This is a genomic window from uncultured Martelella sp., from assembly GCF_963677965.2.
Classification (GTDB): Bacteria; Pseudomonadota; Alphaproteobacteria; order Rhizobiales; family Rhizobiaceae; genus Martelella; species Martelella mangrovi.
Map to the genome: position 1 here is coordinate 805001 of NZ_CAXXFM010000001.1, position 26305 is coordinate 831305.

General features: G+C 61.0%; 26 protein-coding genes, 1 other RNA gene and 1 pseudogene (1 of these 28 only partly in view). 20 read left to right on the plus strand and 8 right to left on the minus strand.

The window, feature by feature from the left end; translation table 11 throughout:
* Positions 1-1084: the 3' portion of a M23 family metallopeptidase gene (locus ACHZCU_RS03965; protein ID WP_319517746.1), read on the plus strand. 860 nt of this gene lie to the left of the window's left edge; 1084 of the gene's 1944 nt are visible here — the last part of the coding sequence; its start codon lies off the left edge, out of view; it ends in the stop codon at positions 1082-1084.
* 322 nt (positions 1085-1406) lie between these two features.
* Here the strand turns inward: ACHZCU_RS03965 and clpB are convergent, their stop codons facing one another.
* Both clpB and ACHZCU_RS03975 read right to left on the minus strand, forming a co-directional pair.
* Positions 1407-4010 (minus strand): ATP-dependent chaperone ClpB, encoded by a 2604-nt coding sequence (gene clpB / locus ACHZCU_RS03970; RefSeq protein ID WP_319517747.1) that lies wholly within the window; start codon positions 4008-4010, stop codon positions 1407-1409.
* Positions 4011-4201: 191 nt separating this feature from the next.
* Positions 4202-4828, minus strand: a complete 627-nt coding sequence (locus ACHZCU_RS03975; RefSeq protein WP_106308022.1) for a ribonuclease D — start codon at positions 4826-4828, stop codon at positions 4202-4204.
* Positions 4829-5006: 178 nt separating this feature from the next.
* On the opposite strand from ACHZCU_RS03975, the gene ACHZCU_RS03980 reads away from it, so the two are divergent.
* From ACHZCU_RS03980 to ACHZCU_RS04010, 7 genes are all read left to right on the plus strand, one after another.
* Positions 5007-5384: a hypothetical protein gene (locus ACHZCU_RS03980; protein ID WP_106308025.1), complete on the plus strand. Its 378-nt coding sequence runs from the start codon at positions 5007-5009 to the stop codon at positions 5382-5384.
* A complete protein-coding gene (locus tag ACHZCU_RS03985) occupies positions 5377-6024 on the plus strand; it encodes a DedA family protein (protein WP_181190788.1) in 648 nt (215 codons plus the stop codon). Before ACHZCU_RS03980 ends, ACHZCU_RS03985 begins: the two co-directional genes overlap by 8 nt.
* Positions 6025-6153: 129 nt before the next feature.
* On the plus strand, positions 6154-7911 hold the full coding sequence (locus ACHZCU_RS03990; RefSeq protein ID WP_319517748.1) for an alkaline phosphatase: 1758 nt from the start codon (positions 6154-6156) through the stop codon (positions 7909-7911).
* A 73-nt stretch (positions 7912-7984) separates the two neighbouring features.
* Positions 7985-8452, plus strand: coding sequence for a hypothetical protein (locus tag ACHZCU_RS03995; protein ID WP_394706016.1), 468 nt, complete (start codon positions 7985-7987; stop codon positions 8450-8452).
* Between the two features lie 37 nt (positions 8453-8489).
* Entirely contained in the window at positions 8490-9167 is a 678-nt protein-coding gene (locus ACHZCU_RS04000; RefSeq protein ID WP_319517749.1) for an ABC transporter ATP-binding protein, read from the plus strand.
* Between the two features lie 3 nt (positions 9168-9170).
* Positions 9171-10472 carry an ABC transporter permease gene (locus ACHZCU_RS04005; RefSeq protein ID WP_319517750.1) on the plus strand — a complete coding sequence of 434 codons (1302 nt, stop codon included), beginning with the start codon at positions 9171-9173 and terminating at the stop codon, positions 10470-10472.
* A 121-nt stretch (positions 10473-10593) separates the two neighbouring features.
* Positions 10594-11538, plus strand: coding sequence for an AEC family transporter (locus ACHZCU_RS04010; protein WP_181190789.1), 945 nt, complete (start codon positions 10594-10596; stop codon positions 11536-11538).
* Positions 11539-11626: 88 nt separating this feature from the next.
* Here the strand turns inward: ACHZCU_RS04010 and ACHZCU_RS04015 are convergent, their stop codons facing one another.
* Positions 11627-12562 carry an IS110 family transposase gene (locus ACHZCU_RS04015; protein WP_319517751.1) on the minus strand — a complete coding sequence of 312 codons (936 nt, stop codon included), beginning with the start codon at positions 12560-12562 and terminating at the stop codon, positions 11627-11629.
* A gap of 389 nt (positions 12563-12951) precedes the next feature.
* On the opposite strand from ACHZCU_RS04015, the pseudogene ACHZCU_RS04020 reads away from it, so the two are divergent.
* Positions 12952-14177, plus strand: a pseudogene (locus tag ACHZCU_RS04020) (IS481 family transposase).
* Positions 14178-14206: 29 nt separating this feature from the next.
* On the opposite strand, the gene ACHZCU_RS04025 reads toward ACHZCU_RS04020, so the two are convergent.
* On the minus strand, positions 14207-15007 hold the full coding sequence (locus ACHZCU_RS04025; protein ID WP_319517752.1) for a c-type cytochrome: 801 nt from the start codon (positions 15005-15007) through the stop codon (positions 14207-14209).
* Positions 15008-15156: 149 nt separating this feature from the next.
* Here ACHZCU_RS04025 and ACHZCU_RS04030 point away from each other — a divergent pair, with 149 nt between their 5' ends.
* From ACHZCU_RS04030 to ACHZCU_RS04040, 3 genes are all read left to right on the plus strand, one after another.
* Positions 15157-15918 (plus strand): 3-deoxy-manno-octulosonate cytidylyltransferase, encoded by a 762-nt coding sequence (locus ACHZCU_RS04030; RefSeq protein WP_319517753.1) that lies wholly within the window; start codon positions 15157-15159, stop codon positions 15916-15918.
* The gene (locus tag ACHZCU_RS04035) at positions 15915-16787 is read left to right on the plus strand and encodes a prephenate dehydratase (RefSeq protein ID WP_106308057.1); all 873 of its coding nucleotides are present in this window, start codon (positions 15915-15917) and stop codon (positions 16785-16787) included. The genes ACHZCU_RS04030 and ACHZCU_RS04035 overlap by 4 nt, the downstream gene beginning before the upstream one ends.
* Positions 16788-16952: 165 nt before the next feature.
* Positions 16953-17954 carry a hypothetical protein gene (locus tag ACHZCU_RS04040; protein ID WP_319517754.1) on the plus strand — a complete coding sequence of 334 codons (1002 nt, stop codon included), beginning with the start codon at positions 16953-16955 and terminating at the stop codon, positions 17952-17954.
* Between the two features lie 193 nt (positions 17955-18147).
* Here the strand turns inward: ACHZCU_RS04040 and nudC are convergent, their stop codons facing one another.
* Both nudC and ACHZCU_RS04050 read right to left on the minus strand, forming a co-directional pair.
* Positions 18148-19101 (minus strand): NAD(+) diphosphatase, encoded by a 954-nt coding sequence (gene nudC / locus ACHZCU_RS04045; protein WP_319517755.1) that lies wholly within the window; start codon positions 19099-19101, stop codon positions 18148-18150.
* Positions 19098-19511, minus strand: a complete 414-nt coding sequence (locus ACHZCU_RS04050; protein ID WP_106308071.1) for an HIT family protein — start codon at positions 19509-19511, stop codon at positions 19098-19100. The genes nudC and ACHZCU_RS04050 overlap by 4 nt, the downstream gene beginning before the upstream one ends.
* Positions 19512-19704: 193 nt before the next feature.
* Here ACHZCU_RS04050 and ffs point away from each other — a divergent pair.
* From ffs to ACHZCU_RS04075, 5 genes are all read left to right on the plus strand, one after another.
* Positions 19705-19801, plus strand: an RNA gene (ffs, locus tag ACHZCU_RS04055) — signal recognition particle sRNA small type.
* Positions 19802-19836: 35 nt separating this feature from the next.
* Positions 19837-20307 carry a YbaK/EbsC family protein gene (locus ACHZCU_RS04060; RefSeq protein WP_319517756.1) on the plus strand — a complete coding sequence of 157 codons (471 nt, stop codon included), beginning with the start codon at positions 19837-19839 and terminating at the stop codon, positions 20305-20307.
* A 153-nt stretch (positions 20308-20460) separates the two neighbouring features.
* Positions 20461-22410 (plus strand): DNA polymerase III subunit gamma/tau, encoded by a 1950-nt coding sequence (locus ACHZCU_RS04065; protein ID WP_319517757.1) that lies wholly within the window; start codon positions 20461-20463, stop codon positions 22408-22410.
* Positions 22411-22452: 42 nt separating this feature from the next.
* Positions 22453-22776 (plus strand): YbaB/EbfC family nucleoid-associated protein, encoded by a 324-nt coding sequence (locus ACHZCU_RS04070; protein ID WP_106308080.1) that lies wholly within the window; start codon positions 22453-22455, stop codon positions 22774-22776.
* Between the two features lie 10 nt (positions 22777-22786).
* Positions 22787-23398 (plus strand): LysE family translocator, encoded by a 612-nt coding sequence (locus ACHZCU_RS04075; protein WP_319517758.1) that lies wholly within the window; start codon positions 22787-22789, stop codon positions 23396-23398.
* A 9-nt stretch (positions 23399-23407) separates the two neighbouring features.
* Here the strand turns inward: ACHZCU_RS04075 and ACHZCU_RS04080 are convergent, their stop codons facing one another.
* A complete protein-coding gene (locus ACHZCU_RS04080; RefSeq protein ID WP_319517759.1) occupies positions 23408-24028 on the minus strand; it encodes an MOSC domain-containing protein in 621 nt (206 codons plus the stop codon).
* A gap of 105 nt (positions 24029-24133) precedes the next feature.
* Here ACHZCU_RS04080 and recR point away from each other — a divergent pair, with 105 nt between their 5' ends.
* Together recR and ACHZCU_RS04090 are read left to right on the plus strand one after the other, a co-directional pair.
* Positions 24134-24739 (plus strand): recombination mediator RecR, encoded by a 606-nt coding sequence (gene recR, locus ACHZCU_RS04085; RefSeq protein WP_319517760.1) that lies wholly within the window; start codon positions 24134-24136, stop codon positions 24737-24739.
* Between the two features lie 40 nt (positions 24740-24779).
* Positions 24780-25169 carry a GFA family protein gene (locus tag ACHZCU_RS04090; protein WP_319517761.1) on the plus strand — a complete coding sequence of 130 codons (390 nt, stop codon included), beginning with the start codon at positions 24780-24782 and terminating at the stop codon, positions 25167-25169.
* 18 nt (positions 25170-25187) lie between these two features.
* Here the strand turns inward: ACHZCU_RS04090 and ACHZCU_RS04095 are convergent, their stop codons facing one another.
* Positions 25188-25880 carry an HAD-IA family hydrolase gene (locus tag ACHZCU_RS04095; protein ID WP_319517762.1) on the minus strand — a complete coding sequence of 231 codons (693 nt, stop codon included), beginning with the start codon at positions 25878-25880 and terminating at the stop codon, positions 25188-25190.
* 65 nt (positions 25881-25945) lie between these two features.
* Between ACHZCU_RS04095 and ACHZCU_RS04100 the strand changes: the two genes are divergently transcribed.
* Positions 25946-26305 carry a metalloregulator ArsR/SmtB family transcription factor gene (locus tag ACHZCU_RS04100; protein ID WP_319517763.1) on the plus strand — a complete coding sequence of 120 codons (360 nt, stop codon included), beginning with the start codon at positions 25946-25948 and terminating at the stop codon, positions 26303-26305.

The following is a 26305-nucleotide window of genomic DNA, read 5'->3' on the forward strand; positions in this document are numbered from 1 at the left end:
GCTTGCAACCGAACTCAGCCATCAGGTTGAAAAGGGCACCGACACGCCGATGCTGAAGGCCGGCGATATCCTGCGTATCGGCCTGATGCGTATGGGGCGCAATATGCGGGTTGTCCGTCTCAGCCTCTATCGTGACGGCGAGCATCTGATGACGATGGCGCTTAATGATGATGGCCAGTTCGTCGACGGTGTTGAACCGCCGATGAGCGACGCGGTCGCGAACGCCTCCGCCGACGATACCGACCTTCTGCTTGGAACGGCACAGAAACCCGTGCGGGTCTATGACGGTATTTTCCGCGCCATGCTGACCTACGGACTGACCAACGACATGGCCAGCCAGTTGATCAATCTGCTTGCCAGCAAGGTCGATCTGCAGTCCATGGCGTCCCCGGATGATCAGCTTGAACTGTTCTTCTCCGATGCCGACCCGAACGGACGGGCAACCGCGACATCGGAACTTTTCTACATCGACGCCAAGATCGGCGGTCAGGACATCCGCCTCTACCGTTTCGCCGATCAGGAGACCGGCGCCGTCGATTTCTATGATGCGAAGGGCCGCAGCATCCGCCGTTTCCTGCTGCGCAATCCCGTGCCCAACGGCAAGTTCACATCAGGTTTCGGCATGCGCCGCCACCCGGTCCTTAAATATTCCCGCATGCACAGCGGTGTCGACTGGGCTGCCCCCACAGGAACCCCGATCATTGCCGCCGGCGATGGCATTGTCGAAACGGCCGGCTGGTCGTCTTCCGGCTATGGCAACCAGACCATCATCCGCCACGCCAATGGCTATGAGACATCCTACAATCACCAGAGCAAGATCGCTCCGGATGTCAAGAAAGGCGCGCGGGTCAAACAGGGCCAGGTCATCGGCTATATCGGCGCCACCGGCCTCGTGACCGGACCGCATCTTCACTACGAGATGATCGTCAACGGCACCAAGGTCGATCCAATGAAGGTTCGCTTCCCGAATTCCGACGCGCTGGCAGGCGCCCAGCTTGCCCGTTTCGAATCCGAGCGCAAACGCATTGATGCCCTGCTCGGCAATGAAGACACCACCAAGGTTGCAGCAAACAGCGGCAATTGAGCACCGAAGACGATCACCTTCCAGTGCTGAATACACCAAAGGCTGCCCCGCAAGGCCGCCTTCAGACTGTGACAACCCCGAAGACGTGCGGATTGCTGCCTCCGTCAGCCGTCCCCACAGGTGTCATGCTCGGACGTGATCCGAGCATCCATTCTATTCAACCCTTTGATAAGAAAGGGTTTCAAGCAAGCGTACATTGTGTGGCCCTGGATCCTCGGGTCAAGCCCGAGGATGACCCGGAGGGAGGGGCAGCTTTATCAACAAACCAAAGGCCGCCCCGCAAGGCGGCCTTTTCGTTTCTGTCCGGCATTTGCCGTATCGATCAGGCGACGTCTTTCAACGCGCCGCTGAGCGAAAACAGCAACCGGTCGGAGCCGGCGTCGACCTTGACGTGGGCGCCGTCGGAAATCTCGCCGCCAAGGATTTTCTCGGCCAGCGGGTCCTGAACCGCCGTCTGGATCACGCGCTTCAGGGGGCGCGCGCCATAGGCCGGGTCATAGCCCTTTTCCGCCAGCCAGTTGCGGGCATCTGGCGTCAGATCAAGTTCGATCTTGCGGTCCGACAACAGCTTTTCGAGCCTTGTCAGCTGGATGTCGACAATCGCGCCCATATCGTCACGATGCAGCCGGTGGAACAGGATGATGTCGTCCACACGGTTGAGGAATTCCGGCCGGAACGATGCCCGGACGACCTCCATCACCTGATCGCGCGCAGCCGAACTGTCCTCATTCTCGCCAAGCTGGGTGAGGAATTCCGAACCCAGATTGGAGGTCATGATGATGATCGTGTTGCGGAAATCGACCGTGCGGCCCTGCCCGTCCGTCAGCCGTCCGTCATCAAGCACCTGCAACAGCACATTGAAGACATCCGGATGGGCCTTTTCGATCTCGTCGAACAGCACCACCTGATACGGCCTGCGGCGCACCGCTTCCGTCAGAAGACCGCCCTCGTCATAGCCGACATAGCCGGGAGGCGCACCGATCAGCCGGGCGACGGAGTGTTTCTCCATATATTCCGACATATCCATGCGGACCATCGCGGTCTCGTCATCGAACAGGAAGCGGGCCAGCGATTTGGTCAGCTCGGTCTTGCCGACGCCGGTGGGACCGAGGAAGATGAACGAGCCGATTGGCCGGTTCGGATCCTGCAGCCCCGCACGCGCACGGCGGACAGAGCGGGAGACCGACTGCACGGCATCGCCCTGGCCGACAACCCAGCGGGCCAGTTCGTCTTCCATCCTGAGCAGCTTTTCACGTTCGCCTTCCAGCATCTTGTCGACCGGAATACCGGTCCAGCGGGAAACGACCTGCGCGATGTTGTCGGGAGTGACAACCTCCTGAAGGATGGAATCCGTCACCGTATTGTCTTCGGCCTCGGCTTCTTGCAGTTCCTTTTCCAGCTTCGGGATCGAGCCATAGGCCAGTTCACCGGCCTTCTGATACTCACCGCTGCGCTGGGCAATGGCCAGTTCGTTGCGGGCCGCGTCGAGCTGCTTCTTCAGGTCGGCAGCCTTGTTGAGCTTGTTCTTTTCCGACTGCCAGCGCGCCGTCAGCGTATCGGCCTGTTCCTGCAAGGACGCAAGTTCGCCCTCGAGCTTTTCAAGGCGGTCCTTCGAAGCCCGGTCGGTTTCCTTTTTCAGCGCTTCCCGCTCGATCTTGAGCTGGATGATACGGCGGTCGAGTTCGTCCAGTTCTTCCGGCTTGCTATCCACCTGCATGCGCACGCGGCTGGAGGCTTCGTCCATCAGGTCGATGGCCTTGTCCGGCAGAAAACGGTCGGTGATATAGCGGTTGGAAAGCGTGGCGGCCGCCACCAGCGCGCTGTCGGAAATCCGCACCTGATGGTGCTGCTCGTATTTTTCCTTCAGACCACGCAGAATGGAGATCGTGTCTTCCACCGTCGGCTCGTCAACCATGACCGGCTGGAAACGACGCGCCAGAGCGGCATCCTTTTCCACATGCTGGCGATATTCATCGAGCGTGGTTGCACCAACGCAGTGCAGTTCACCGCGCGCCAGCGCCGGTTTCAGAAGGTTCGACGCATCCATTGCGCCATCCGTCTTGCCGGCCCCGACCAGCGTGTGCATCTCGTCGATGAACAGGATGATATTGCCGTTTTCGGACTGAACCTCGTTCAGGACAGCCTTCAGACGCTCCTCGAACTCACCGCGATATTTCGCACCGGCAATCAGCGCGCCCATGTCGAGCGCCATCAGCTTCTTGTCCTTCAGGCTCTCCGGCACGTCGCCATCGACAATGCGCAACGCAAGGCCTTCGGTGATCGCCGTCTTGCCGACGCCGGGTTCACCGATCAGGACCGGATTGTTCTTGGTCCGGCGCGACAGCACCTGAATGGTGCGGCGGATTTCATCATCACGGCCAATCACCGGATCGAGCTTGCCATCGCGGGCGTCGGCCGTCAGGTCGCGCGCATATTTCTTCAGCGCGTCATAGCTTTCCTCGGCACTGGCGCTGTCGGCGGTGCGGCCCTTGCGGATTTCGTTGATGGCGTCATTCAGCCCGTTCGGCGTCACGCCTGCGCCGGAAAGCGACTTCGAGGTCGAAGCGCTCTTTTCGATCACCAGTGCCAACAGAAGACGCTCGACGGTGACGAAACTGTCACCGGCCTTCTTGGCGGCCTCTTCGGCTGTGTTGAAAACCTTGGCGAGCGGCTGGGAAAGGTAAATCTGGCCGTTACCGCCGGAAACCTTCGGAATTTTCGCCAGTGCTGCATCATTGGCAAGGCGCACCTTTTTGGCATCGCCCCCTGCCCGCTCGATCAGCGATGCGGCCATGCCCTGCTCGTCATCGAGCAGAACCTTCAACAGGTGCTCGGCACCGAACTGCTGATGACCTTCGCCGAGCGCATAGGTCTGCGCCGACTGCAAAAAGCCACGCACCCGTTCGGAATATTTTTCGATGTTCATATCTTCGCCTCCATTCCTCGTTCCGACCTTTTGAAGCGACAGAACGATGACCTGAATAAACCCCCTCTTTGAGGCGGGTCCTGATTACGCGGCGTTGCCGCCGCTCAAGGTCAGATATGGGTGCAGGCATGAAGGCTTTAAAGAGGTCTGCCGGAGAATTTGTTGCTGATATGCAACACCACCTATCCCCTTCAGCTATGGGCGAAAATGTCGGTTTCCTCCCAGCCGAGAAGATCGAGCTTGGCCCGTGTCGGCAGGAAATCGAAGCAGGCGCCGGCAAGCGCCATGCGGTCCTCGCGCATCAGCCGTTCCATCAACTTGTCGCGCAGGCGATGCAGATAGAGAACGTCGGAAGCCGCATAGGCAAGCTGAGCGTCGGAAAGGGTTTCCGCCGCCCAGTCTGAAGACTGCTGCGCCTTGGAAACGTCGACTTCCAGCATTTCACGCAGATTGTCCTTCAGCCCGTGACGGTCGGTGTAGGTGCGGGTCAGGCGCGAGGCGATCTTGGTGCAGAACACGTTTTCGGTTGTCACGCCGAAGGTATAATAAAGAACCGCGATATCGAAGCGACCGAAATGGAAAATCTTCTGGCGCGCCGGGTCTGCCAGCATGGAGACAAGGTTCGGTGCGTCCTTCTGGCCGGCGGCGATCTGGATGACGTCGGCGGTTCCGTCGCCCGGCGATATCTGCACCACGCACAACCGGTCGCGGCGCGGTATCAGGCCAAGCGTTTCGGTGTCGATGGCAATCGCACCGGTATAGCGCGCGGCATCCTCGGCCGAGATGTCGTTTTTGTGGACGCGGATCGTATCGTTCATCCGTTCTTCTCCATGGGCTTTGTTCCTGCAATCCTGTCGGGTCATAGCGGATCAGAGCAAAAGACGATAGCCGAAAAGACCGACCGAGAGCGATCAACCCGCCGGCGAAGGTGTTGTGCCGGCAGTCCACAGCGGTTATCGGGGAACGGGAAAATCGCACGCGCGAAAGGCTAAAGCGATGAAAAGCAGGATAACATTTCCTCTCCGTGCGCTGTGGGGGCGGCACAGGGGTCTTTGCATCGCCTTTCTGGCGACGGCCTTCATCACGCTTGTCTTTGCCCTGCAGTTCATCTTCTCGGTGTTCTACTGGCACAATCCCGAAAACCGGAATCTCGAACTGAAGGGATGGATGACGCTTGGCCATGTCGCCGTTGTTCACGACATTCCCGCATCGGAGCTTGCCGAAGAACTGGACCTTGCACCCGACAGCCGAAGCCGGCGCATGATGCTGCGCCAGATCGCCCGCATGAAGGGGATATCGCTCGACGAGCTGGAAGACGAAATCGCCGAAGCCCTCGATGAATACGAGGAAGAAAAGGCCGACGCCGATGAGTGAGCAGCTTCTGGCGCTCCTGCCGGTCTATGGTATTCCGGCAATCGCATTCTCCGTATTTCTGGCCTGCTGCGGCATTCCCTTGCCAACCGCCGTGATCATGTTGTTCGGCGGATCGCTCGTTGCCACGGGCGATTTGTCTTTCTGGGCGATCTACCTGTCCTGCCTGCTGGCCGCCTGCTGCGGCGACCAGGTCGGCTACTGGGCCGGAAGGATCGGCGGAACAGGCTATGTCGAGCGCTTTGCCGCAGGCGGGCCGAAGCGGCAGCGCCTTGTCGACAGGGCCAGCGACTACCTTGAGCGCCGGGGCATCATGGCGATCTTCTTCACCCGCTGGCTTCTGGCGATGATCGGTCCCTACATGAACCCGGTTGCCGGGGCCGCCGGCATGCGCTGGAAGATGTTCATCACCGCCGCCATTCCCGGCCAGATGCTCTATGTGATGATCTATACGCTGCTCGGCTTCATCTTTTCCCACAACATCTTCGCCGTGGCACAGATCGTCGGCAATGCCAGCGGCTTTCTGGCAGCGGGCGTGGTCACGCTGGCAATCGGCTGGTACATCACCCGCGTCCTTCATTTCTCGCTGAAACGCAGGCGCAGACGCTACCTGAAACCGCGCGGCAGGCGCCAGCGCCGTTAGAGCGAACGCGGTGAGCGGCAAGCGCGTGCACCGTCATCAAAACGCAGCGAAAACGTCATCTCAGTGTAATGCGGCAGGACTATCGCAAGAGCGCAGCTATTTCCGCAAACCCTGACATGAGAGGTTTTCATGCGCGCACGTCTTGCATTACTCGCAGCCGCAACCTTCCTCGCCGGCGCAGCCAATGCCGCCACCATTTACCCGCTCGACCGCGCCACCGTTCTGGTCGGCTCGCCGTTCGACTTCAAGGTCGAGCTGGATCAGGTCTATGAACCCGGGCAGGTCGACGTCACGGTCAATGGCAAGGCCTATGCCGATGTCTTCGGCGCCGATGCCGAATTCATCGCCGATGAAAAGGGCGAAGACGACGCCAGCCTCGGCTCGGCGCTGATCCTGCGCGATCTTTCGCTTGCCAACCCCGGCGATTACACCGTGGCCGTCAAGGCCGGTGACGAAGAGAAGTCGGTTACCTGGACCGTCTACGACACGCCCTCCGTGGCGAAAGCCAAGAACATCGTCTTTTTCCTTGGCGACGGCCTTTCCGTTGCCCACCGCACGGCCGCCCGCATCATGTCCAAGGGCATGACCGAGGGCAAGGCCGATGGCCGCCTGAGCATGGACGATCTCGACCGCATGGCCTTCATCGGCACATCGTCGACCCACGCCATCGCCACCGATTCCGCCAACACCATGTCGGCCTACATGACCGGCCACAAGACCCGCGTGAATGCGCTTGGCGTTTATGCCGACCGTACGCCGGACAGCCAGGACGACCCCAAAGTCGAGACCATTGCCGAAGCGCTGCGCCGCCAGACCGGCAAGGCGATCGGCGTCGTTTCCACCGCTGAAATCGAAGATGCGACGCCGGCGGCCACCGTTGCCCACACCCGCAGGCGCGCCGACAAGGCCGATATCGTCGGCATGTTCTACGGCATTCAGCCGGAAGTCATCCTCGGCGGCGGCTCTGCCTATTTCCTGAAGTCCGACATTCCCGGCTCCAAGCGCAAGGACGATAACGACTATATCGCCATGTTCGAGGATGCCGGTTACACGGTTGCCACCGACGCCACCTCGCTTGAGGAGGTCGCAGGCCAGAACCCGGACAAGATCCTCGGCCTGTTCCACACCGGCAACATGGACACCAAGCTTGATCGCTCCTTCCTGAAAAAGGGCAGCGTCGACAAGTTCTCCGATCAGCCCGGTCTGCCGGAAATGACCAAGGTGGCGCTGGATCGTCTTTCAAAGAACAAGGACGGCTTCTTCCTGATGGTCGAGGGCGCGTCGATCGACAAGATGAGCCATCCGCTCGACTGGGACCGCGCCGTTGTCGACACCATCGAGTTCGACCAGGCCATCGGTCAGGCCATGGATTTCGCCAAAACGCATCCCGACACCATGATCGTCGTGACCGGCGACCATACGCACGGCGTTTCGCTGATCGGCACGATCGATGACGAGGTTGAGGCCGACGATATGCGCGACAAGGTGATGACCTATGACGACGCCGGCTTCCCGAACTACACCGACGAAAACGGCGACGGCTACCCGGACAAGATCGACGTATCCCGCCGCCTGGCCATCTTCTCCAACAACTTCCCGGACTATTACGAGACCTTCCGTCCGAAAATGGATGGTCCGTTCGAGCCGGCCGTGAAGGACGAAAACGGCAACTACGTCGCCAACGAACAGTACAAGGACGTGCCCGGTGCGGTTCTGCGCACCGGCAACCTGCCGCACAATGCCTCCACCGGCGTTCACGCCGTCGATGATGTCGTGCTTCAGGCCACCGGCCCCGGTTCGGAAGAGTTCAAGGGCTATATGGAACAGTCGGACGTCTACGAAGTTCTCGCCGACGCCTTTGCCCTCGGCACCAGCCAGAAACAGTAAACGCGTTTTTTAAGAAACGGGACCGGGCGGCTTTCGCCCGGTCCTCTCCTGCAACTGCATGGAGGACCACACCGTGACCGACACTTCTCGCTCTACCCTTTCCCGCCGCAGCCTGCTGGCCACCGCGCTGACGCTTGGCGCCGGCCTTGCCTTTCGCTCCGCCCATGCCGCCACCGCCGAACTGGCCTTTGACGATCTTTACGGCACATTCAGCCCGCTGGGTCTGGAGTTTTCCGACAAGGTCAAGAACCTCACCGGCGAAAAGATTTCCATCCGCGGCTTCATGGCGCCGCCGCTGAAGGCCGAGGCGCAGTTTTTTGTGCTCTCCGAAATACCGATGGCGCTGTGCCCGTTCTGCTCGTCGGATGCCGACTGGCCGGACAACATCATTGTCGTCTACCTCGACAGAAAGCAGACATTCGTTCAGCCCAACCAGATGATCGAGGTGACCGGCACGCTCGACCGTGGTTCCTGGGTGGACCCCGAAACCGGATTTGTCAGCCAACTGCGCCTCAGGGACGCGCGCTACAAGACCGTCTGAAACGCCTCTCCCGCCGAACCCCGAAAGCCGCGCCTCCATGCTGCCCCTTCGTCTTGAAGATATTGCCGTCACCTTCCCCGGCCTTCCGGCACCGGTGCTGTCCATCCCCTCCCTTGAGATCGCACCCGGCGAGACGGTGGCCGTGACCGGGCCTTCCGGCTCCGGCAAAAGCACGTTCGTCAATATCGTCACGGGGCTTGAGCGGCTGCAATCCGGCCATGCCCGCTGGGGCGAAACAGACCTTGCCGGCCTTGCGGAAGGCAGGCGCGACCGCTGGCGCGGCAAGAATATCGGGCTGGTGATGCAGGATTTTCACCTGTTTCCCGGTCTCTCGGCCTATGACAACGTGCTGTTGCCCGCCCGTCTGGCCTACGCTGCCGGTCACGGCAGGCTTGCGCGGGCAAAGGCCCTGCTCGATCAGGTCGGCATCGACCGGCATGACCAGAAGATCGAAACCATGTCGCGCGGCGAGATGCAGCGCGTCGCCGTTGCCCGTGCGCTGTTGCGCGAACCGGCGATCATCGTTGCCGATGAGCCGACGGCAAGCCTGGATAGCGCATCCGGCGCGGTGGTCGGCCGGCTGCTGCGCGAACTGGCCGAAACCCTCGGCAGCACGCTGATCGTCGTTTCCCATGATGAGCGGCTGGTTGCCCCCATGGCACGCAGGATTTCGCTTCTGTCGGGCGCCGTTATCGCCGACGAAAGAAAGGGCTGAGCTGTGTTCCGCTTCATTTTCTCCGACCTCAGAAGGCTCTGGGCGGGATCGGCCGTCATCGTCCTGCTGATCGCCCTTGCAACCGCGCTCGGCGTCACCATCACCCTTCAGGAACGCGCGCTGCGCCTCGGTTCGGCGCGGGCCTCGGAAAAGTTCGACCTCGTGGTCGGCGCGCCCGGCAGCGAGACGCAACTGGTGCTGTCCTCCGTCTTCCTCCAGCCTTCGGACCTTCCGCTGATGGATGGCGATGTGCTGCCGACCCTCAACGAAGACCCGCGCGTTGACTGGGCCGCCCCCATCGGCTTCGGCGACAGCTATGCCGGTTATCCGATCGTGGGAACCACCACCGCACTCATTCACGCCACCGTGCCGGGCTTTGCCGAAGGCGATATCTTCACCCGCGAAGGCGAGGCAGTGGTCGGCTCCGCCGTTGATCTTGACGTCGGCGCCGAGATCAAGCCGATGCACGGCGCGGCAGAAACGGGCGGCCATACCCATACCGAACTCGTCTACCACGTCTCCGGAAAGGCGGAGCCTACCGGAACGCCCTGGGACCGCGCCATTCTCGTGCCGATTCAGGCTGTCTGGCATATCCACGGCCTCGGACATGACGACGAGGACGAGCATCACCATGATGACGATGAAGCCGGCGAGGCCCATGACGAAGACCATGCAGCGGACGACGCCGGGCATGAGCACGATGAAGACGAGCACCACCACGTCAACGCCAATGCGCCGCTTGACGAAGACTGGCATCGGGGCGAAACGCCCGGACTGCCCGCAATCCTGGTGAAACCGAAGTCGATTTCCGATGCCTACCGGCTGCGGCAGTCATATCGCGAGGCCGATGGAACGGTTGCGGTTTTCCCGGCGGAGGTCCTGACACGGCTTTACGCGACGCTGGGGGATGCGCGTCAGGTGCTCACGGCAATCGCAATCGGCGCGCAGATACTGGTGGCAGGCGCCCTGTTGCTGGTGACCGTCATTCACGTCTCCCAGCGCAAACGGGAGATCGGCGCACTCAGGGCCTTCGGCGCGCCGCGGGGCGCGGTTTTCACGATTGTCTGGCTCGAACTGTTCTCACTCGTGGGGCTGGGCATCCTGATCGGTTATATCGCCGGCTTCTTTTCCGCCCGCATGATCTCACAGTCGATCATGGCCGATCGCGGGATCGATATGCCGGTCGGCTTTGCCGCAAGCGATGCCGGCAACGCGCTGATCCTGGTTATCGCGGCAGCCATTCTTTCCGCACTGCCGGCATTTCTCGCCTATCGCCAGCCGCCCGCTTCCGCGCTCAAGGGCTGACCGGCAGGGGCGGGCAGAAAGCCGACAGGCTTGACACCCCGGAGAATGGCGAACATTTTCGCTGGAACGGTCTCCTCTCCACCAGCGTCATTCCGCCGCCCGCCCCGCGCGAAAGCCCGCCATGTATGAAATTTTCAATAATGTCGTCCCGATCTTCTCCCTGATCCTGATCGGCTGGCTGGCGGTTCGCACGCGCTATATGAGCGCCGATCAGGCAGGGGTCCTGACCAGTTTCGTCTTCAAGATCGGATTGCCGCTGCTGCTTTTGCGCACCATTGCCAGCGCCGATTTTCACAATGCCGGGCCGTTCAAGATCTGGCTGTCCTATTTTGGCGGCGTCGCCATTGCCTGGACCGCAGCCGCTCTCGTCTCGCGGCTGGTTTTCCATCGCGACCGCGCCGCAGCCGTGATCATCGGCCTGTCCGGCACCTTCTCCAACATCGCGCTTCTCGGCATTCCGCTGGTCAGCCATGTCGCCGGCGATGCAGCCCTCGTGGCGCTCTCGCTGGTGCTGGCCATTCACATGCCGGTGATGATGGTGACTGCGACAGTGCTTGTCGAACGCGCCAAGACACATGAGGGCGGCGCGATCAGCAACCCCCTGAAGGTGTTCATAACAGTCGCATACAATCTGGCCACCAGCCCGATCGTCATCGGCCTTGCGGCCGGCGCGCTGATACACCTCTTCAACGTGCCGATCACCGGGCCGGTCGGAACCGTGATCAACATGCTCGCCGGCATGGCGGCCCCCGTCGCACTCGTTGCCATCGGCATGACGCTGACGCAATACAAGGTGGCCGGCAATGTCGGTCTGTTTTCGACAATCACCTTCATCAAGCTGCTGCTCATGCCGGGCTCGGTTTTTGTTATCGCCTCCGCCCTCGGGCTTTCACAGCCGACAATCGCCGGCATCGTGCTGGCAGCCGCAGCACCCACCGGCGTCAATGCCTTCGTACTGGCCAACCAGTTCGGCACAGGAAAAAACGTCGCCGCATCCACCATCACCCTGACAACCGCGCTCGGCGTTCTGACGGTCAGCGTCTGGGTATTGTTGCTCGGCTATTGAGCAAAAGGCGGGTGAACCCGATTCAGACTGCTGACAAACGCGAAGATGTGCGGGTTGTTGCCTCCGTCATCCGTCCCCACAGGTGTCATCAACTCTGTTGGATGATTTGATCTCTGAACCTTGCATTGAGGGTTACGACGATTTTTCGCATGACTGCGGCGATAGCAATGATTGGCTTTTTGCCGGCTTCGACAAGGCGTTTATAGAAGATGGCGAACTCGCCTCTTCCACAGGCTGCCTGCATGGCCGGCATGAACAGGATGGTTCGCATGACCGGTCTTCCGCCGCGCATTCTCCGGTAGCCGATTTTATTGCCGCTCTCGTTTGGATGAGGTGCCAGGCCGGCCAGTGCCGCTGCTTTCTTTCGATCCAGCGTCCCGAGCTCGGGCATTGTGGCGATCAGGGCGGCTGCGGTTGTGTCCGCGATGCCGGTCATCGCCATTGCGATGCTGGCTCTGGCCGCAAAGGCTTCGCTGCGCATGAGCCTGCGGATTTCCTTGTCGAGAAGTGCGATCTGGCGATTGATGGCGGCGAGCATGGCCTCGAAGGTGACGGCCAGTTCACGTCCGCCCGGCGCCATGGCGCGGTTTTGCTCGGCGACCCTGATGGCGACCAGATCAGCGCGGCGGCGGACAAGAGCCCTGAGCTTTGCGTCATTAGGGTTTTCGGCCCGCCACAGGGACAGGCTTGCCCAGCGTTCCATGCCATAGGCGACCATTTCCCGGGCATCGATCGCATCACTCTTGCCGATGCGTCCGCGCGAACGGATGAAGGCCTTGAGCCTGCGCGTATCGGCCCGGTGAACGGGAAGGCCGCGACGCAGACACTCTTCGATCAGGACGGCTTCATACCCGCCGGTGGGTTCGCAGATGACCAGATCTGCCTTGCAGCTGCGCAGGAAGCGACGAATATCCTTGCTGCGATTGGCGATGACGGTGGCCTGGTCGCCGCAGGAAACGGCAATCGTGTCCTTTGCAATGTCGCAGCCGAGACAGGTGTGTGGAGGATGGTGCAAAACGGCCATGGCGATGCTATCCTTTCAAGGCATGCTTGGGGTTGTTTGCGGGCGTGGCAATCAGCGGCCCAATCAACTCTTCAAGCGGTTGCTCGGTGCAACAGTAACCTTGATGACAGCGGGTGTCTCACCCAATGCTCGGACGGTCGCCTGTTGCAGCAGCTGCGGGCAAGCTAACAGCCCGCAGCTGCATCACAACAATAACCCAGATCCGACAAACAATGCTCGGACGCGATCCGAGCATCCATTCCGCTCAACCCGTTGATAAGAAAGGACTTCAAGCAAGCATACATCGTGTAGCCCTGGATCCTCGGGTCAAGTGTACGGCCTTGATACATACCTGACAGATGTTCGGAGACATGCCTGACACTTCCCGGATTGCAATCTGGGAGGTTCGGATGGGGTGGGAGACGAAGTCTGTGGTGGATCAGCGGTTGGAGTTTTGCCGGCTTTGTGCGCTTGAGGGCGCGAATGTTTCGCAATTGTGCCGACGTTTCGGGATTTCTCGCCAGACGGGCTATGTCTGGCTGAAGCGTTTCAGGGCCTGCGAGGGGATGCAGGATCGCTCGCGGCGGCCGCACGCCAGTCCGCGGCGCACCGATCAGGCGCTTGAACAGGCTGTGCTTGAGGTGCGCGATGCGCATCCGGCCTGGGGCGCCCGCAAGATTGCGTGCCGGCTGGAACGAGCGGGGATCGATCCGCCGGCGGCGTCGACAATCCATGCCATCCTGGTCCGACACAAGCGGATCGCAACGCCTGAGGGCGCCGGCCCGGCCTATGGACGTTTCGAGCGCGAAGCGCCAAACCTACTGTGGCAAATGGACTTCAAGGGACGTTTTCAGCTCGTCTCGGGAGACTGGTGTCATCCGCTCACCGTCCTCGATGATCATTCGCGGTTTGCCCTCGGGCTTGAGGCCTGCACCGACGAACGGATGATGACGGTTCGCAGTCGGCTGGAACGCATCTTTCGTCACCACGGGCTGCCGATGGCAATCTATACCGACAATGGCAACCCTTGGGGAACCGGCGTTCCGCACGGCTGGACACGCTTGCGCGTCTGGCTCCTCAAGCTGGGGATAGAGCTCATTCACGCCCGCCCCTACCATCCACAGGGACGCGGCAAGAACGAACGCTTCCACCGCAGTTTCAAGGCTGAAGTTCTCGCCTTTCAACCGTTGTCGGGCTTCAGGCAGGCGCAAAGGGCGTTTGATCGCTGGCGCGACCTCTATAACCATCATCGGCCGCATCAGGGCATCGCCATGGCCGTGCCCGCAAGCCGCTACAGCCCGTCGCCCCGAAGCTTTCCCGCCACTGTTCCCGAGCCCGTCTATGATCCAGGCGAAATCGTCAGGCGTGTCAGCAGCACAAAGGCCTATGTCGCATTCAACGGCAAAGCATGGCGTGTGCCGAAGGCCTTTCAAGGGGAAACCCTTGCCATCAGACCCCTCGAAATCGACGGCCAACATGGCGTGTTCTTCGCAGCAAACCAGGTCGCCCTAATCGACCTCAACAAAGACGAATAACTGTCAGGCATGTTTCCGAACACCTGTCAGGGATGTCTCCGGGCTTTACATCAAGCCCGAGAATGACCCGGAGTGTAGGGCAACCTTTGTCAATAAACTGAGTCGGGTGCCCCCACCTTCCCTGCTCTGCCTATTGGCTGTTTTCCGGCTGTTCGCTGTCGGCGGAGCCGGGTGGTGTTGCCTCTGCGTCATCGGCGGGCTCGGCCGTCGTGCTCTCGGCATTCGCAGGGCCTGCATCGGCATCACCGGAGGCGCTGTCGTCTGCTGCCGGCGTTGCCTCGCTGTCATCTGCCGCCGGAGCCGCCTCGCTGCTGTCTGCCGGTGCGGCAGCATCCCCGGTTTCACCGCCGTCCGCTGCGCCGGCATCCGCGGTTTCATCCGGCGCCGGCGGTTCCGGGAACGGTACCGGATCATTCGACATGGTGGAAAGATAGGCAATCAGATCGGCGCGGTCCTCATCCCGGGAAAGCCCGGCAAAGCCCATGGCCGTTCCCGGCACATCCTTCTTTGGCGCCTTGATGAAGACATCAAGATTTTCGTAGGTCCACTGTTTCTCGCCGCCATTGGAAAATTCCTGCATCGCGGCGGAATAAGAGAAGCCCTCATGGGTCGCAATCGGACGATTGACGATATTCCAGAGGTTTGGCCCCACCTTGTTTGGGCCGCCCTCGGTGTCGGTGTGACAGGCCTGACAGCGCTTGAAAACGCGCGCACCGGCGTCCGCATCCGCATTGGCAAGCAGCACGGCAATCGGCGTTTCTTCCGGTTTTGCCGGCGCGCCGCCCGCGTCACTTTCAGGCACCGCAATGACATACCCCTCCTGTTCCGGTGGCCTCGGATCGAAAATCGCCTCGGATACAAAAGAAACCGTCATCAGGACGAAGATCGTCCCCAACAGGGCCGCCAAGACCATATTGAGATTGAATTTCATTGCGTTGCGCTCCCCTTACCCCGGCCTCTCTACCGGACCACCTTGCAATCTTGAAGAACCTATGTCTTTTGGTGCCACGATGCAACGCTGCATCCGGCGTGTATCCGTTCTCCACGATTGTGGATGGCGAACTGACGAGGAGCTTGCAAGTGGCGATAAACAAAATCGACGAAACCATTATCCTTATCCCGGCGCGCATGACCTCGACCCGCCTGCCGGGCAAGCCGCTCGCCGATATCGACGGTAAGCCGATGATCATTCATGTCGCCGATCGTGCCCGCGAATCCGGCATGGGCCGGGTCGTCGTCGCCGTCGATGACGTTGATGTCTACGCAGCAGTGGAAAACGCCGGCTACGAGGTCGTGATGACCGGACACCAGCACCAGTCCGGCTCCGACCGGATTTTCGAAGCGCTGAAAAAAATCGACCCGGACAAGACCGTGAAGACCGTCATCAATGTGCAGGGCGACCTGCCGACGCTCGATCCGGCAACGATCCAGGCTTCCCTCAGGCCTCTGGAAAACCCGGAGGTCGATATCGCGACACTGGCCGTCGAGATCACCGACGAATACGAAAAGACCGCCTCGCAGGTGGTCAAGGTCGTCGGTGCGCCGATCGGCGCCTACAGGCTGCGCGCGCTTTACTTTACCCGCGCCACCGCCCCGTGGGGCGAGGGCCCGCTCTATCACCATATCGGGCTTTACACCTATCGCCGCGCCGCGCTTGAACGTTTCGTCTCGCTGCCGCGCTCGTTTCTCGAGGAGCGTGAAAAACTCGAACAGCTTCGCGCGCTGGAACACGGCATGCGTATCGATGTCGAAATCGTCAAAAGCGAACCGCTCGGCGTCGATACCCCGGAAGACCTTGAAAAGGCGCGCAGGATACTGGAAGGCAAAGAGGTCCAGTCATGATCATGAAGACCAACCGCATTTCGTTTCAGGGCGAATTCGGCGCCAATTCCGACATGGCCTGCCGCGACTTCTATCCTGACATGGAACCGCTGCCCTGCAAGACATTCGAGGATGCGTTTCTGGCGGTTGAAAACGGCGATGCCGATCTGGCGATGATCCCGATCGAGAACACGCTGGCCGGCCGCGTTGCCGATATTCATTATCAGCTGCCCGATTCCCGGCTTTCGATCGTCGGTGAATATTTCATGCCGATCCGGTTTCAGCTGATGGCGCTGCCGGGTGTTTCGCTTGACGAGATCAAGACCGTCCACAGCCATATCCACGCACTCGGCCAGTGCCGCAAGATCATCCGCCGCAACGGATGGAACCCCGTGATCGCGGGCGACACGGCCGGCGCTGCCATGCTGGTGAAGGAAAAGAACGACCGCACCATGGCGGCCCTTGCGCCCCGTCTGGCGGCCTCGCTTTACGGGCTGGATATCCTGGCGGAAAACGTCGAGGATTCCGACAGCAACATCACCCGTTTCGTCATCCTCTCCGACAAGGAGACGCGTGCGAAACAAAACGGTCCGGACACGGCGATCGTCACCACTTTCGTCTTTAATGTGCGCAATATTCCCGCAGCGCTCTACAAGGCCATGGGCGGTTTCGCCACCAACGGCGTCAACATGACCAAGCTCGAAAGCTACCAGATCGGCGGCAAGTTCGTCGCCACCCAGTTTTACGCCGATATCGAGGGCCATCCCGACGATCCGGCCGTGGCGCGCGCGCTGGAGGAACTGGCGTTCTTTTCCGAAAAAGTGCGCATTCTGGGCGTTTACGAAGGTCATCCCATGCGCCGGCAGTTGCAGCTGATGCTGGAAGAGTGAGCGTACCGCTCCGGGAAAACGGCCGCCGGTATTTTTCCGGAAATTGAAGCCTCATCTTTCAAAACGCATTGATGATGCCCCTGCCGGGGCATAAACGCGTCAAAGGGCGAAACGCATGCAACCCCTCCCAACCGCGTGCCATGCCTAAAGGAATGAGAAAACATCATGCACAACAAGAATAAACTTGTGGTCGTCGGCGTCGGACATGTCGGCTCGTACGTTCTGGCCGATGCCATGAAGACCGGCCTGTTTGCCGAAATCGGCCTGATCGATATTCTCGAGAACGTGGCCTATGGCGAAGCGCTCGATCAGGCACAGGCAACCGCGCTGACCTATATGAACAATGTCGACGTCCGCTCCGGCGGCTACGAGCAGTGCGCCGATGCCGATGTGATCGTCATCGCCGCCGGCCCGAGCGTCATTCCCGATCCCGACAATCCGAAGGCCGAGCCCGACCGCACCCTGCTGACCAGAACCAATTGCGAAGTCATCCGCGACGTCATGGCCGGGATCACGAAATACACCACAGACGCCATCGTCATCCTGATCACCAATCCGCTGGACACCATGGTCTATATCGCCGAAAACGAATTCGGCTATCCGAAGGGCCGCATTTTCGGCACCGGGACCATGCTCGATTCCGCCCGTCTCAGAAAGCTGATCGCCGACACCTATGATGTCGATCCCAAATCGGTTTCCGGCTACATGATGGGCGAACACGGCAGCACCGCCTTTCCGGTTTTAAGCCACGTCACCGTCGGCGGCATTCCTTTTGCCGAACTCGACAATTATCTCGCTGCGAAGGAAGATATCCGCGACCCGGATACGGTAAAGGCGCGTATTGTCAGCGCGGCCTATGAGGTGCTGAACGGCAAGGGCTGGACCAATGCCGGCGTCGCCCAATCGGCGGTCACCATGGCAAAGGCCGTCCTGCTGGACGAACGCAGCATCTATCCGGCCTCGACCACATTACACGGCGAATACGGCTTTGACGGTGATGTCGCGCTCAGCATGCCGTGCGTTATCGGCCGCGCCGGCATCATCAGGACATTGCCGGTCAGCCTCAATGGATGGGAAGAGCAGAAGCTTGCCGCGTCGGCCGATTTCATCAAGGCGACCATGCGCGACGCCAGGACCGGCCCCGAAGCCCCTTCAAGCGCGGCATAAAAACGCTGCCGGCTGAAAACGAAACCGGCAGCGCTTCATGCATGATCCCGATCCCCTGAACGGAAAGGGCAGAAACCGGATTTACCTGTCCGGTTCGCAGATGCGGATGCGGTGTCCGTCGGGATCGGCGATCACGAAGGTCGGCCCGAAAGCCGCGGTGATCAGCGGCTGAAGGATGGTGTAACCATCCGGCCTAACGCCAGTCGAGGAAATCGCGCATCAGCCGAAAGGCAATGGCCCCTTCGGGCGGCGCATTGATGCCGCCCTCGTGCCGCCCTTCGACAATGGCTTTCAGTTCGTCGCGGGAAAACCAGCGGCAATCCTCAAGCTCCGCGTCATCACGGCTGATCTCGAAGGTCTCGGCTTTCGCATAACAGGCAAGCATCAGCGAATAGGGCATCGGCCACGGTTGGGAGGCGTGATAGCGCACGGCCCCCACCCTGATTGCCGATTCTTCCAGCGTTTCGCGGCGCACGGCATCTTCCACGGTTTCTCCCGGCTCCAGAAAGCCTGCCAGACAGGAATAGCGCCCTTCCGGAAAGTTGGGATTGCGGCCCAGCAACACACGGTCGCGCGCCTCGTCAACGATCAGCATGATCACCACCGGATCGGTACGCGGAAACATCATGTGGCCGCAGGCCGTGCATTGCCGGCGAAAACCGCCCGCCGCCCCTTCCGCCTTCTCGCCGCAGCGCCCGCAGAAACGATGGTTGCGCGCCCAGACATTGATGCTGGTGGCAAGCGCGAAAGCGCCTTGCGTCTCTTCGTCAAAAAGCCCCTCGGAATAGATGGCCCTGGCACTGGTTGCCTTCAGATATGATGGCAGGGTGTCCGGATCGAGCCCGAGTTCGATCGAAATCAGCGGAAGGCCGTTGGCATCATGGCCGAGAAGAACGGCACTTTCGCGATCCGGCGAAAGTTCGAGAATTTCATAGCGGGCGAAATAGGGATCGAGCACCTGACGCTCGTGCTTGACCAGCGGTTTTCCGCCGGCAAACGCCAGAAAACGGGCGCCCGGCGTGCGCGCCGCTGTTGTCAGGGCGTCATCGGCACGGTGTTCGGAATCGCGAACGATGCGACAGTTCGCAAAGGCGGTCAGCGCACTCGGGTCGTCGTGAGGACCGGCCTTTTCAAAAAGAGATGTCATGAGCGGGCCATTCCCTCTGTGATTTTGCAGGCCAGTGCGGCCACGTCTTCATCGCTGCGCGGCTCCGCCTTGCCGTAGCCCCAGATCGGCCCCGGCCAGTTGGCATCGCCTTCAAAGCGCGCCACCACATGAACGTGAAGCTGCCGCACCTGGTTGCCGATGGCGGCGATATTGATCTTGTCGGCGCCGGTGACCTGTTTCAGCGCCTTGGCGACCTCGTTGGTTTCGAAGGTCAGCATGGTCTGGTCCAGCGGCGCAAGCTCGAACACCTCGCTTACGCCGGCGCGCTGCGGCACGAGCAGCAGCCAGGGCCAGCGACCGTCCCGCATCAGCCGGAGCTGCGACAGCCCCAGCGTGGCAATGGCCGCGCTTTCCGTCTCCAAACGTTCATCGAGCATGAAGTCCTGCATGTCGTCCCTTATTCCGGTCGTCGGCCCCGGACCATTTCCGGTTCACTTTTCCTTAGCAGTTCAGACATGTGTATCAAATGGACGCGGGGCAACAACCGCAAAAGCACATCCCGGCCCGCCATTCGCTTGCCGGCGGATATTTTTTCCGCGTTCTGCTTGCATTCAAAACGCAAATTGACGATATGTGTGGCCGGGAGGCTGGTGATGGACGTGCCCCTCGCCAACCGGGTCAGGTCCGGAAGGAAGCAGCCCCAACGAGTTGTGCACGGGTCATCGTGCCGGTCTCCCACCTTTGTTTTTCCCGGTCCTGTCGGAGACGCGCCCCATGAGTATCGACAGCGTTCGCGCTCATCTGAGCGAGGCTGCCCCCGAAATCACCATCATCGAGACGGAGGCCAGCAGCGCCACTGTGGAAGAAGCCGCAGCCGCTCACGGCGTCGCGCCCGCGCAGATTGCCAAGACGCTTTCGTTTTCCGTCAAGGATGACCGCTTTCTTCTGGTTGCCCGCGGCGATGCCCGCATCGACAACAAGAAGGCCAAGGCGGCTTTCGGCGGCAAGGTCCGCATGCTGTCGCTGGACGATGTGGAAACCATCACCGGCCATCCCGTCGGCGGTGTCTGCCCCTTTGGCCTTGCACAGCCGATCACGGTTTACTGCGATGTCAGCCTGCAGGCTTTCGATGAAGTCTATCCGGCTGCCGGCGCGCGTAATGCCGCAATCCGGATCACCCCCGAGCGGATTGCCGAAATCACCGGCGCCGACTGGGTCGATGTTTGCCAGGACCCTGCAGCGTAATGTGAAGTGGCGGCAGAGCGCAAAATTCCTGTGCATTTTGCCGGAAGCTCTGTCAAACTGCCGCCGCGTCCGTGACACTGGCGCCAGGAGGCAGCTATTCTCGCCACCTTCCGGTCATTGAAGCAGACCGGGCAACAACCGATATGAGTGGCAATGGCCGACGACGACGCATCCGATATTGAACCGAAGAAGGACGCTGCCGGCGACAGCGGCTACCGCGTTCTGGCGCGCAAATACCGTCCGAACGACTTCACCGACCTGATGGTCGGTCAGGAGCCGATGGTGCGAACGCTGACCAACGCGTTCGAGACCGGCCGGATCGCACAGGCCTATATGCTGACGGGCGTACGCGGGGTCGGAAAGACCACGACGGCGCGCATTCTGGCGCGCGGCCTCAATTACAAGACGGCCACGGTGGACAAGCCGACGATCGACCTGAAGGAGATCGGCGAGCATTGTCAGGCGATCATGGATGGCCGCCATGTCGACGTCATCGAGATGGACGCTGCCTCCCATACCGGCATCGACGACATTCGCGAGATCATCGATCAGGTGCACTACCGGCCTTCGACGGCGCGCTACAAGGTCTACATCATCGACGAAGTGCACATGCTCTCCACCCAGGCCTTCAACGGCCTGCTGAAGACGCTGGAAGAGCCGCCGGAGCATGTGAAATTCATCTTCGCCACCACCGAAATTCGGAAAGTTCCGATCACCGTCCTGTCGCGTTGCCAGCGTTTTGACCTGCGCCGCATTCCCGCGGCCGATCTGGTCCGGCTTTATTCCACGATTGCCGCCAGGGAAGGCGTCGAGATCGAGGACGAGGCCCTGTCGATGATCGCGCGCGCGGCGGAAGGCTCCGCCCGTGACGGCCTTTCCCTGCTCGATCAGGCGATATCGCATGGCAATGGCCGTGTCGAGGCGGCCATCGTGCGCACCATGCTCGGCCTTGCCGACCGCGCCCGGATCGTCGATCTGTTCGGCCATGTCGTCAGCGGCGACGTGAAGGCAGCGCTGCAGGAATTCTATGCGCAATATGAATCCGGCGCCAATCCGGTGGTCGTGCTCAATGACCTTGCCGATTTTACCCATCTGGTGACGCGCCTGAAATATGTCCCCGAAGGGACCGAAGATGTCTCGCTGAGCGAGGTCGAGCGGGCACGCGGTCAGGAATTTGCCGACGCGGTGGCCGTTTCCGCCTTGTCGCGGATCTGGCAGATGCTGCTCAAGGGCATTCCCGAAACGGAAAACGCCGCCCGCCCCTATGGCGCGGCCGAAATGGTGCTGATCCGGCTGGCGCATGCCGCCCGTCTGCCATCGCCGGAAGATGCCGCCAGACGTCTGCTCGCGCTGGAAAGCGGCGAGGAACAGAGCCCGCCATCGCCCCCCTCCCCGTCGTCGGCCCCGCAAGGCGGCGGCGGCACGTCGGCACAGGCGGTATCGGCAACAACGACAGGCGCACAACCATCCGGCAGGCCCTCGGCGACCGTGACCATGCTGCGTCCGCAGGCCTCGGAAACACCGCAGCCGGAACCCGAGCAGGCCATCGTCCCGGCCGAAGAGGAACCGCAGCGTGCGCCGGAACCGGCCGCAGAACCGGAAGCGGAGCCGGCCGCCGCCGTGGCGTCTGAAGCGGCGAGAACATCGGCCATCAAATCGCTGCAGGACATTACCGACCTTTGTTCCAAACATCGCATGCCGCTGCTCCGCGCGCAGATCCGCAATTTCGTCCGGCTCGTACGCCTTGAGCCGGGACGGATCGAGGTCAATCTGGAAGACGGCGCCTCGCAGACATTCCTGAACGAACTCGGCACCAAACTGCGGGAATGGACCGGCGAGAGCTGGTTCGTCAGCCTCAGCCGCGAACCGGGCGCGCCGACACTGGTCGAAGCGGAAACGGCGGCCCGCGAAAAACTGTTCCGGGATGCCCGCGAAGACCCCGAAGTGGCTTCGATCCTGAAGTCCTTCCCCGGCGCCAAGATCACCGATGTGCGGGTGCGGGCGGAAGAGGCGGAGACGACGGAAGACAGCGCCGACGGCATGCCCGATGCGGCCGTCAACGAAGATGGCGACGTGCTTCCCGAAGACGATCTCGACGAGTGACACCAAACCTTTTGATTTCGAACAGGACATGAGGAGAATTGCATGCGCGACCTGATGGGCATGATGGGCAAGATGAAGGAAATGCAGGCCAAGATGGAGCAGTTGCAGCAGGACATTGCTGCAGTGGAAGTCGATGGCGTTTCCGGCGGCGGCATGGTCAATGTGAAAATGACCGGCAAGGGCGAGATGATCTCCATCAAGATCGATCCCACGCTGCTGTCCGAAGACGACGCCGAAATGCTCGAAGACCTGATCGTTGCCGCCCACCGCGACGCCAAGGACCGCGCCGAGCAGAAGGCCGAGGAAATGACCAAGGAAATCACCGCCGGCCTGCCGATCCCGCCCGGCATGAAGCTGCCGTTCTAGGCTTGCGGCCATGACCCTCGGCGCGCTCGCTCTTTTCGCCATCACGCTGTTTGTGGCCGCCGGTTCGCCGGGGCCGAGCGTGGCAGCCCTCGTCGCCCGCGTTCTTGCGCGCGGACATCGCGATGTGCTGCCGTTTCTGGCGGCGATGTGGCTGGGCGAGGCGCTGTGGCTGACGCTTGCCGTCTTCGGGCTGGTGGCCGTGGCGTCAACCTTCCACGAAGTCTTCATCGCCATCAAATGGGCCGGCGTGGCCTATCTCGTCTGGCTGGCCTGGAAAATGTGGTTTACCGAACCGGCCGCCGATGGCGAGGCACTGCCGGACGCCGGCTCCGGCTGGAAGATGTTCCTGACCGGCATGAGCGTTACGCTCGGCAATCCGAAGATCATGATGTTCTACGTCGCGCTGCTGCCGACGATCATCGATCTCGGCAGTGTTACGCTTTTGGGCTGGATCGAACTGACGGCCACGCTTCTGACCGTGCTGGCGATCGTCGATCTTTCCTGGGTGTTCATGGCGGCAAAAACACGGCGCCTTCTGAAAAGCCCGCGCGCAATGAAAATCGCCAACCGCATCTCCGCCGGCATGATCGGCAGCGCTGCGGCCGCGATTGCGACGCGCTGACGGGCAGCATCAATCGGCCTGCCTCTCGAGTTCCTTGCGCAGCTTCCAGTGAACCGGCGCTGCCAGATAGCGCGCCTTGTCCTGTGGCGAGAGTTTCCGTCCGTAATTTTCCATCATTTCCGGGAGCGGAACACGCGTTCCTTCAAACCTGTGGTAATCGATCGCCTGCCCGGCGGCGATCGTGCCCGACGCAATCACCCGGCAATAGACACCCGGACGCGCCGCCTGCCGGTAGCGCCTGACGAATTTCGGATCCTCCATGCGGCGCGCGAAGGTGTTGCAGGGAATGCGGCATGAGGTCACCTCCAGTACCACATCGCCGATAACGAAACGATCGCCCACAAGAACCATACGATTGTCGAGCCCCTCAACCACGAGATTTTCCCCGAACATTCCCGATTGGTAGGGAACACCGAGTTCATCTTCCCACCAATCGAGCGAGACCGAACCTTCGATATAGACGGCCTGATCGATCCCGCCATGGTTCCGGCGGTCACCGATATGATCACCATCAAACCCTTCTGGTCCGACCTGCACCGGTCCAGCGACGGGGCGCTTGAAAATGCCGGTGCGATGGCGCACGCCGTCAAGCGTTGCCGTCTCACCGATGCAAACATCTCGTATTTTCATCCCGGCTCTCCTCCCGCATCGTTCTCGCTCCGAAAGTCATCGCTGTCAAAATCAGCAACCGCAAAAACGGATTCCGTTTTCCCCGCCGATGCGTTAGGGAGAGCCATGGCAAAACGAGTCACCGGTCCCGAAATCGAAAAACTGATCCAGCTTCTGGCCAAGGTGCCGGGGCTTGGGCCGCGTTCGGCGCGGCGTGCGGCGCTGCACCTGATCAAGAAGCGCGACCAGTTGATGGGCCCGCTTTCGGGCGCGTTGCAGGAAGCCTATGACAAGGTGAAGGTCTGCTCGGTCTGCGGCAATGTCGATACCGCCGATCCGTGTACCATCTGCACCGACCCGACGCGCGACCAGAGCCTGGTCATCGTCGTGGAAGATGTCGGTGACCTGTGGGCGCTGGAACGGGCCGCGGCGCTCAACGCCGCCTATCACGTGCTCGGCGGCACGCTCTCCCCGCTTGACGGCATCGGCCCGGATGACCTGACGATTGCCGCCCTTGTCGACCGGGTGAAAGCGGGCGAGGTCAAGGAACTGATCATCGCCGTCAACGCCACGGTCGAGGGCCAGGCGACCGCCCATTATATTACCGACCAGCTCGAGGGCATGGATATCAAGGTGACGCGGCTGGCCCATGGGGTACCGGTCGGCGGCGAACTTGACTATCTTGACGAGGGCACGCTGGTGGCAGCGCTCAGGTCGCGCACCAATATCTGAAGACGCCTGCCACAGCAGACGCGCCCGGGAGGAGAGAACAATGGACACCTTCACCGGTGGCTGTCTGTGCGGCAAGGTTCGCTTCAGGGCACAGGGAAAACCGAAACGGGTCGGCCTCTGCCACTGCCTGGACTGCCGCAAATTCCATGGCGCGCTTTTCCACGCATCCGCGATCTTCACCAGCGATGCCGTGCATATCGATGGCGAAACTCACGCCTATCAGGACCGGCATTTCTGCCCACATTGCGGCTCGTCGGTTTTCTCCTGTTCCGATGGCGAAACCGAAATCAATCTCGGCGCGCTCGATGCGCCGGACCAGCTCGCGCCCACTTACGAATTATGGACGGTGCGGCGGGAAAGCTGGCTGCCGCCCTTCCCGCTTGAGCAGCATTATCGGCACAATCGATATGACAGCGATGCGAAAGACTGATCTGCGTCGTACCGGCATTCAGCCAAGTTGATCGAAAATCTGCAACAGGCTTTGATCCCGTGTCCAGTGGAAGGCATGCCAACCGGCCTCACGCGCGGCGCTGACATTGGCTTTGGAATCATCCACCAGCACATGCCGATCCACCGTGGCACCGGTCCGGCGGGCGGCCGCATTGAAGAAGGGCCGCTCCGGCTTTTTGGTGCCGAGCGCAGCAGAATAGATGATCCCCTCGACATGGTCGCCGAGCCCCATTGTCTCCATCAGATAGCGGGCCCGCATGTGTTCCTGATTGGTGGTCAGCCATACGGCGACGCCGTTGCTTCTGAGCGTGCCGACATCGGCAAGCACGACGTCATCAATGGTGCTGTCGCGGGAAAACCAGTAATCGATAAAGGTCTCGGGCCTCACATCGGGTGACAATGTCGGCAGGCATTCTTCCAGCACCGGCATCAGGGCCTTCTTGCCGACAATGACGTCCGGCCATTGCCGGGCGAAAAAGTCTTCGGCGAGCCGCTGCGGGTCGATGCCGAGATCCTGCTCGATGTCAGTGGCCCACGATCCGGCGTGAGCGGAATGCACCAGCACCCCATCCACATCAAGCATCAGCGTCGGCTTCATCGCGCCCTCCTCGGCATAATTTCCGCATGGCAGCTGTGTCACGGCAATGGTGAAAAGCGCAAGGCCCGGCCGGACGCCAGATGTTCGCTTCATCGAAATCGCCGCTTCCGCATGGAAAAAAAGATTGACCGGATCATTATATCCATTATTCTGGATATATGGATAACACTGAAACAATCGCCGTGCTCGCCGCCCTCGCCCAACCCACCCGGCTTCAGGCCTTCCGCACGCTCGTTGCAGCGGAGCCGGCAGGGATAGCCGCCGGTGAACTCGCGCGCAGGCTCGAGATACCGCAAAACACCATGTCGGCTCATCTCAACACGTTGACCCATGCTGGCATTGTCATCGGTGAGAGACAGGGGCGCTCTATCATCTACCGCGCGGATCTCGGAAGGCTGCGCGCGGCCGTGGTTTTTCTGCTGCGCGACTGCTGCGGCGGCAATCCTGACCTGTGCGCCCCGCTGATTGAAGACCTTGCACCCTGCTGCGGTGCGCAAATTGCCGAAAAGGCAGACTGA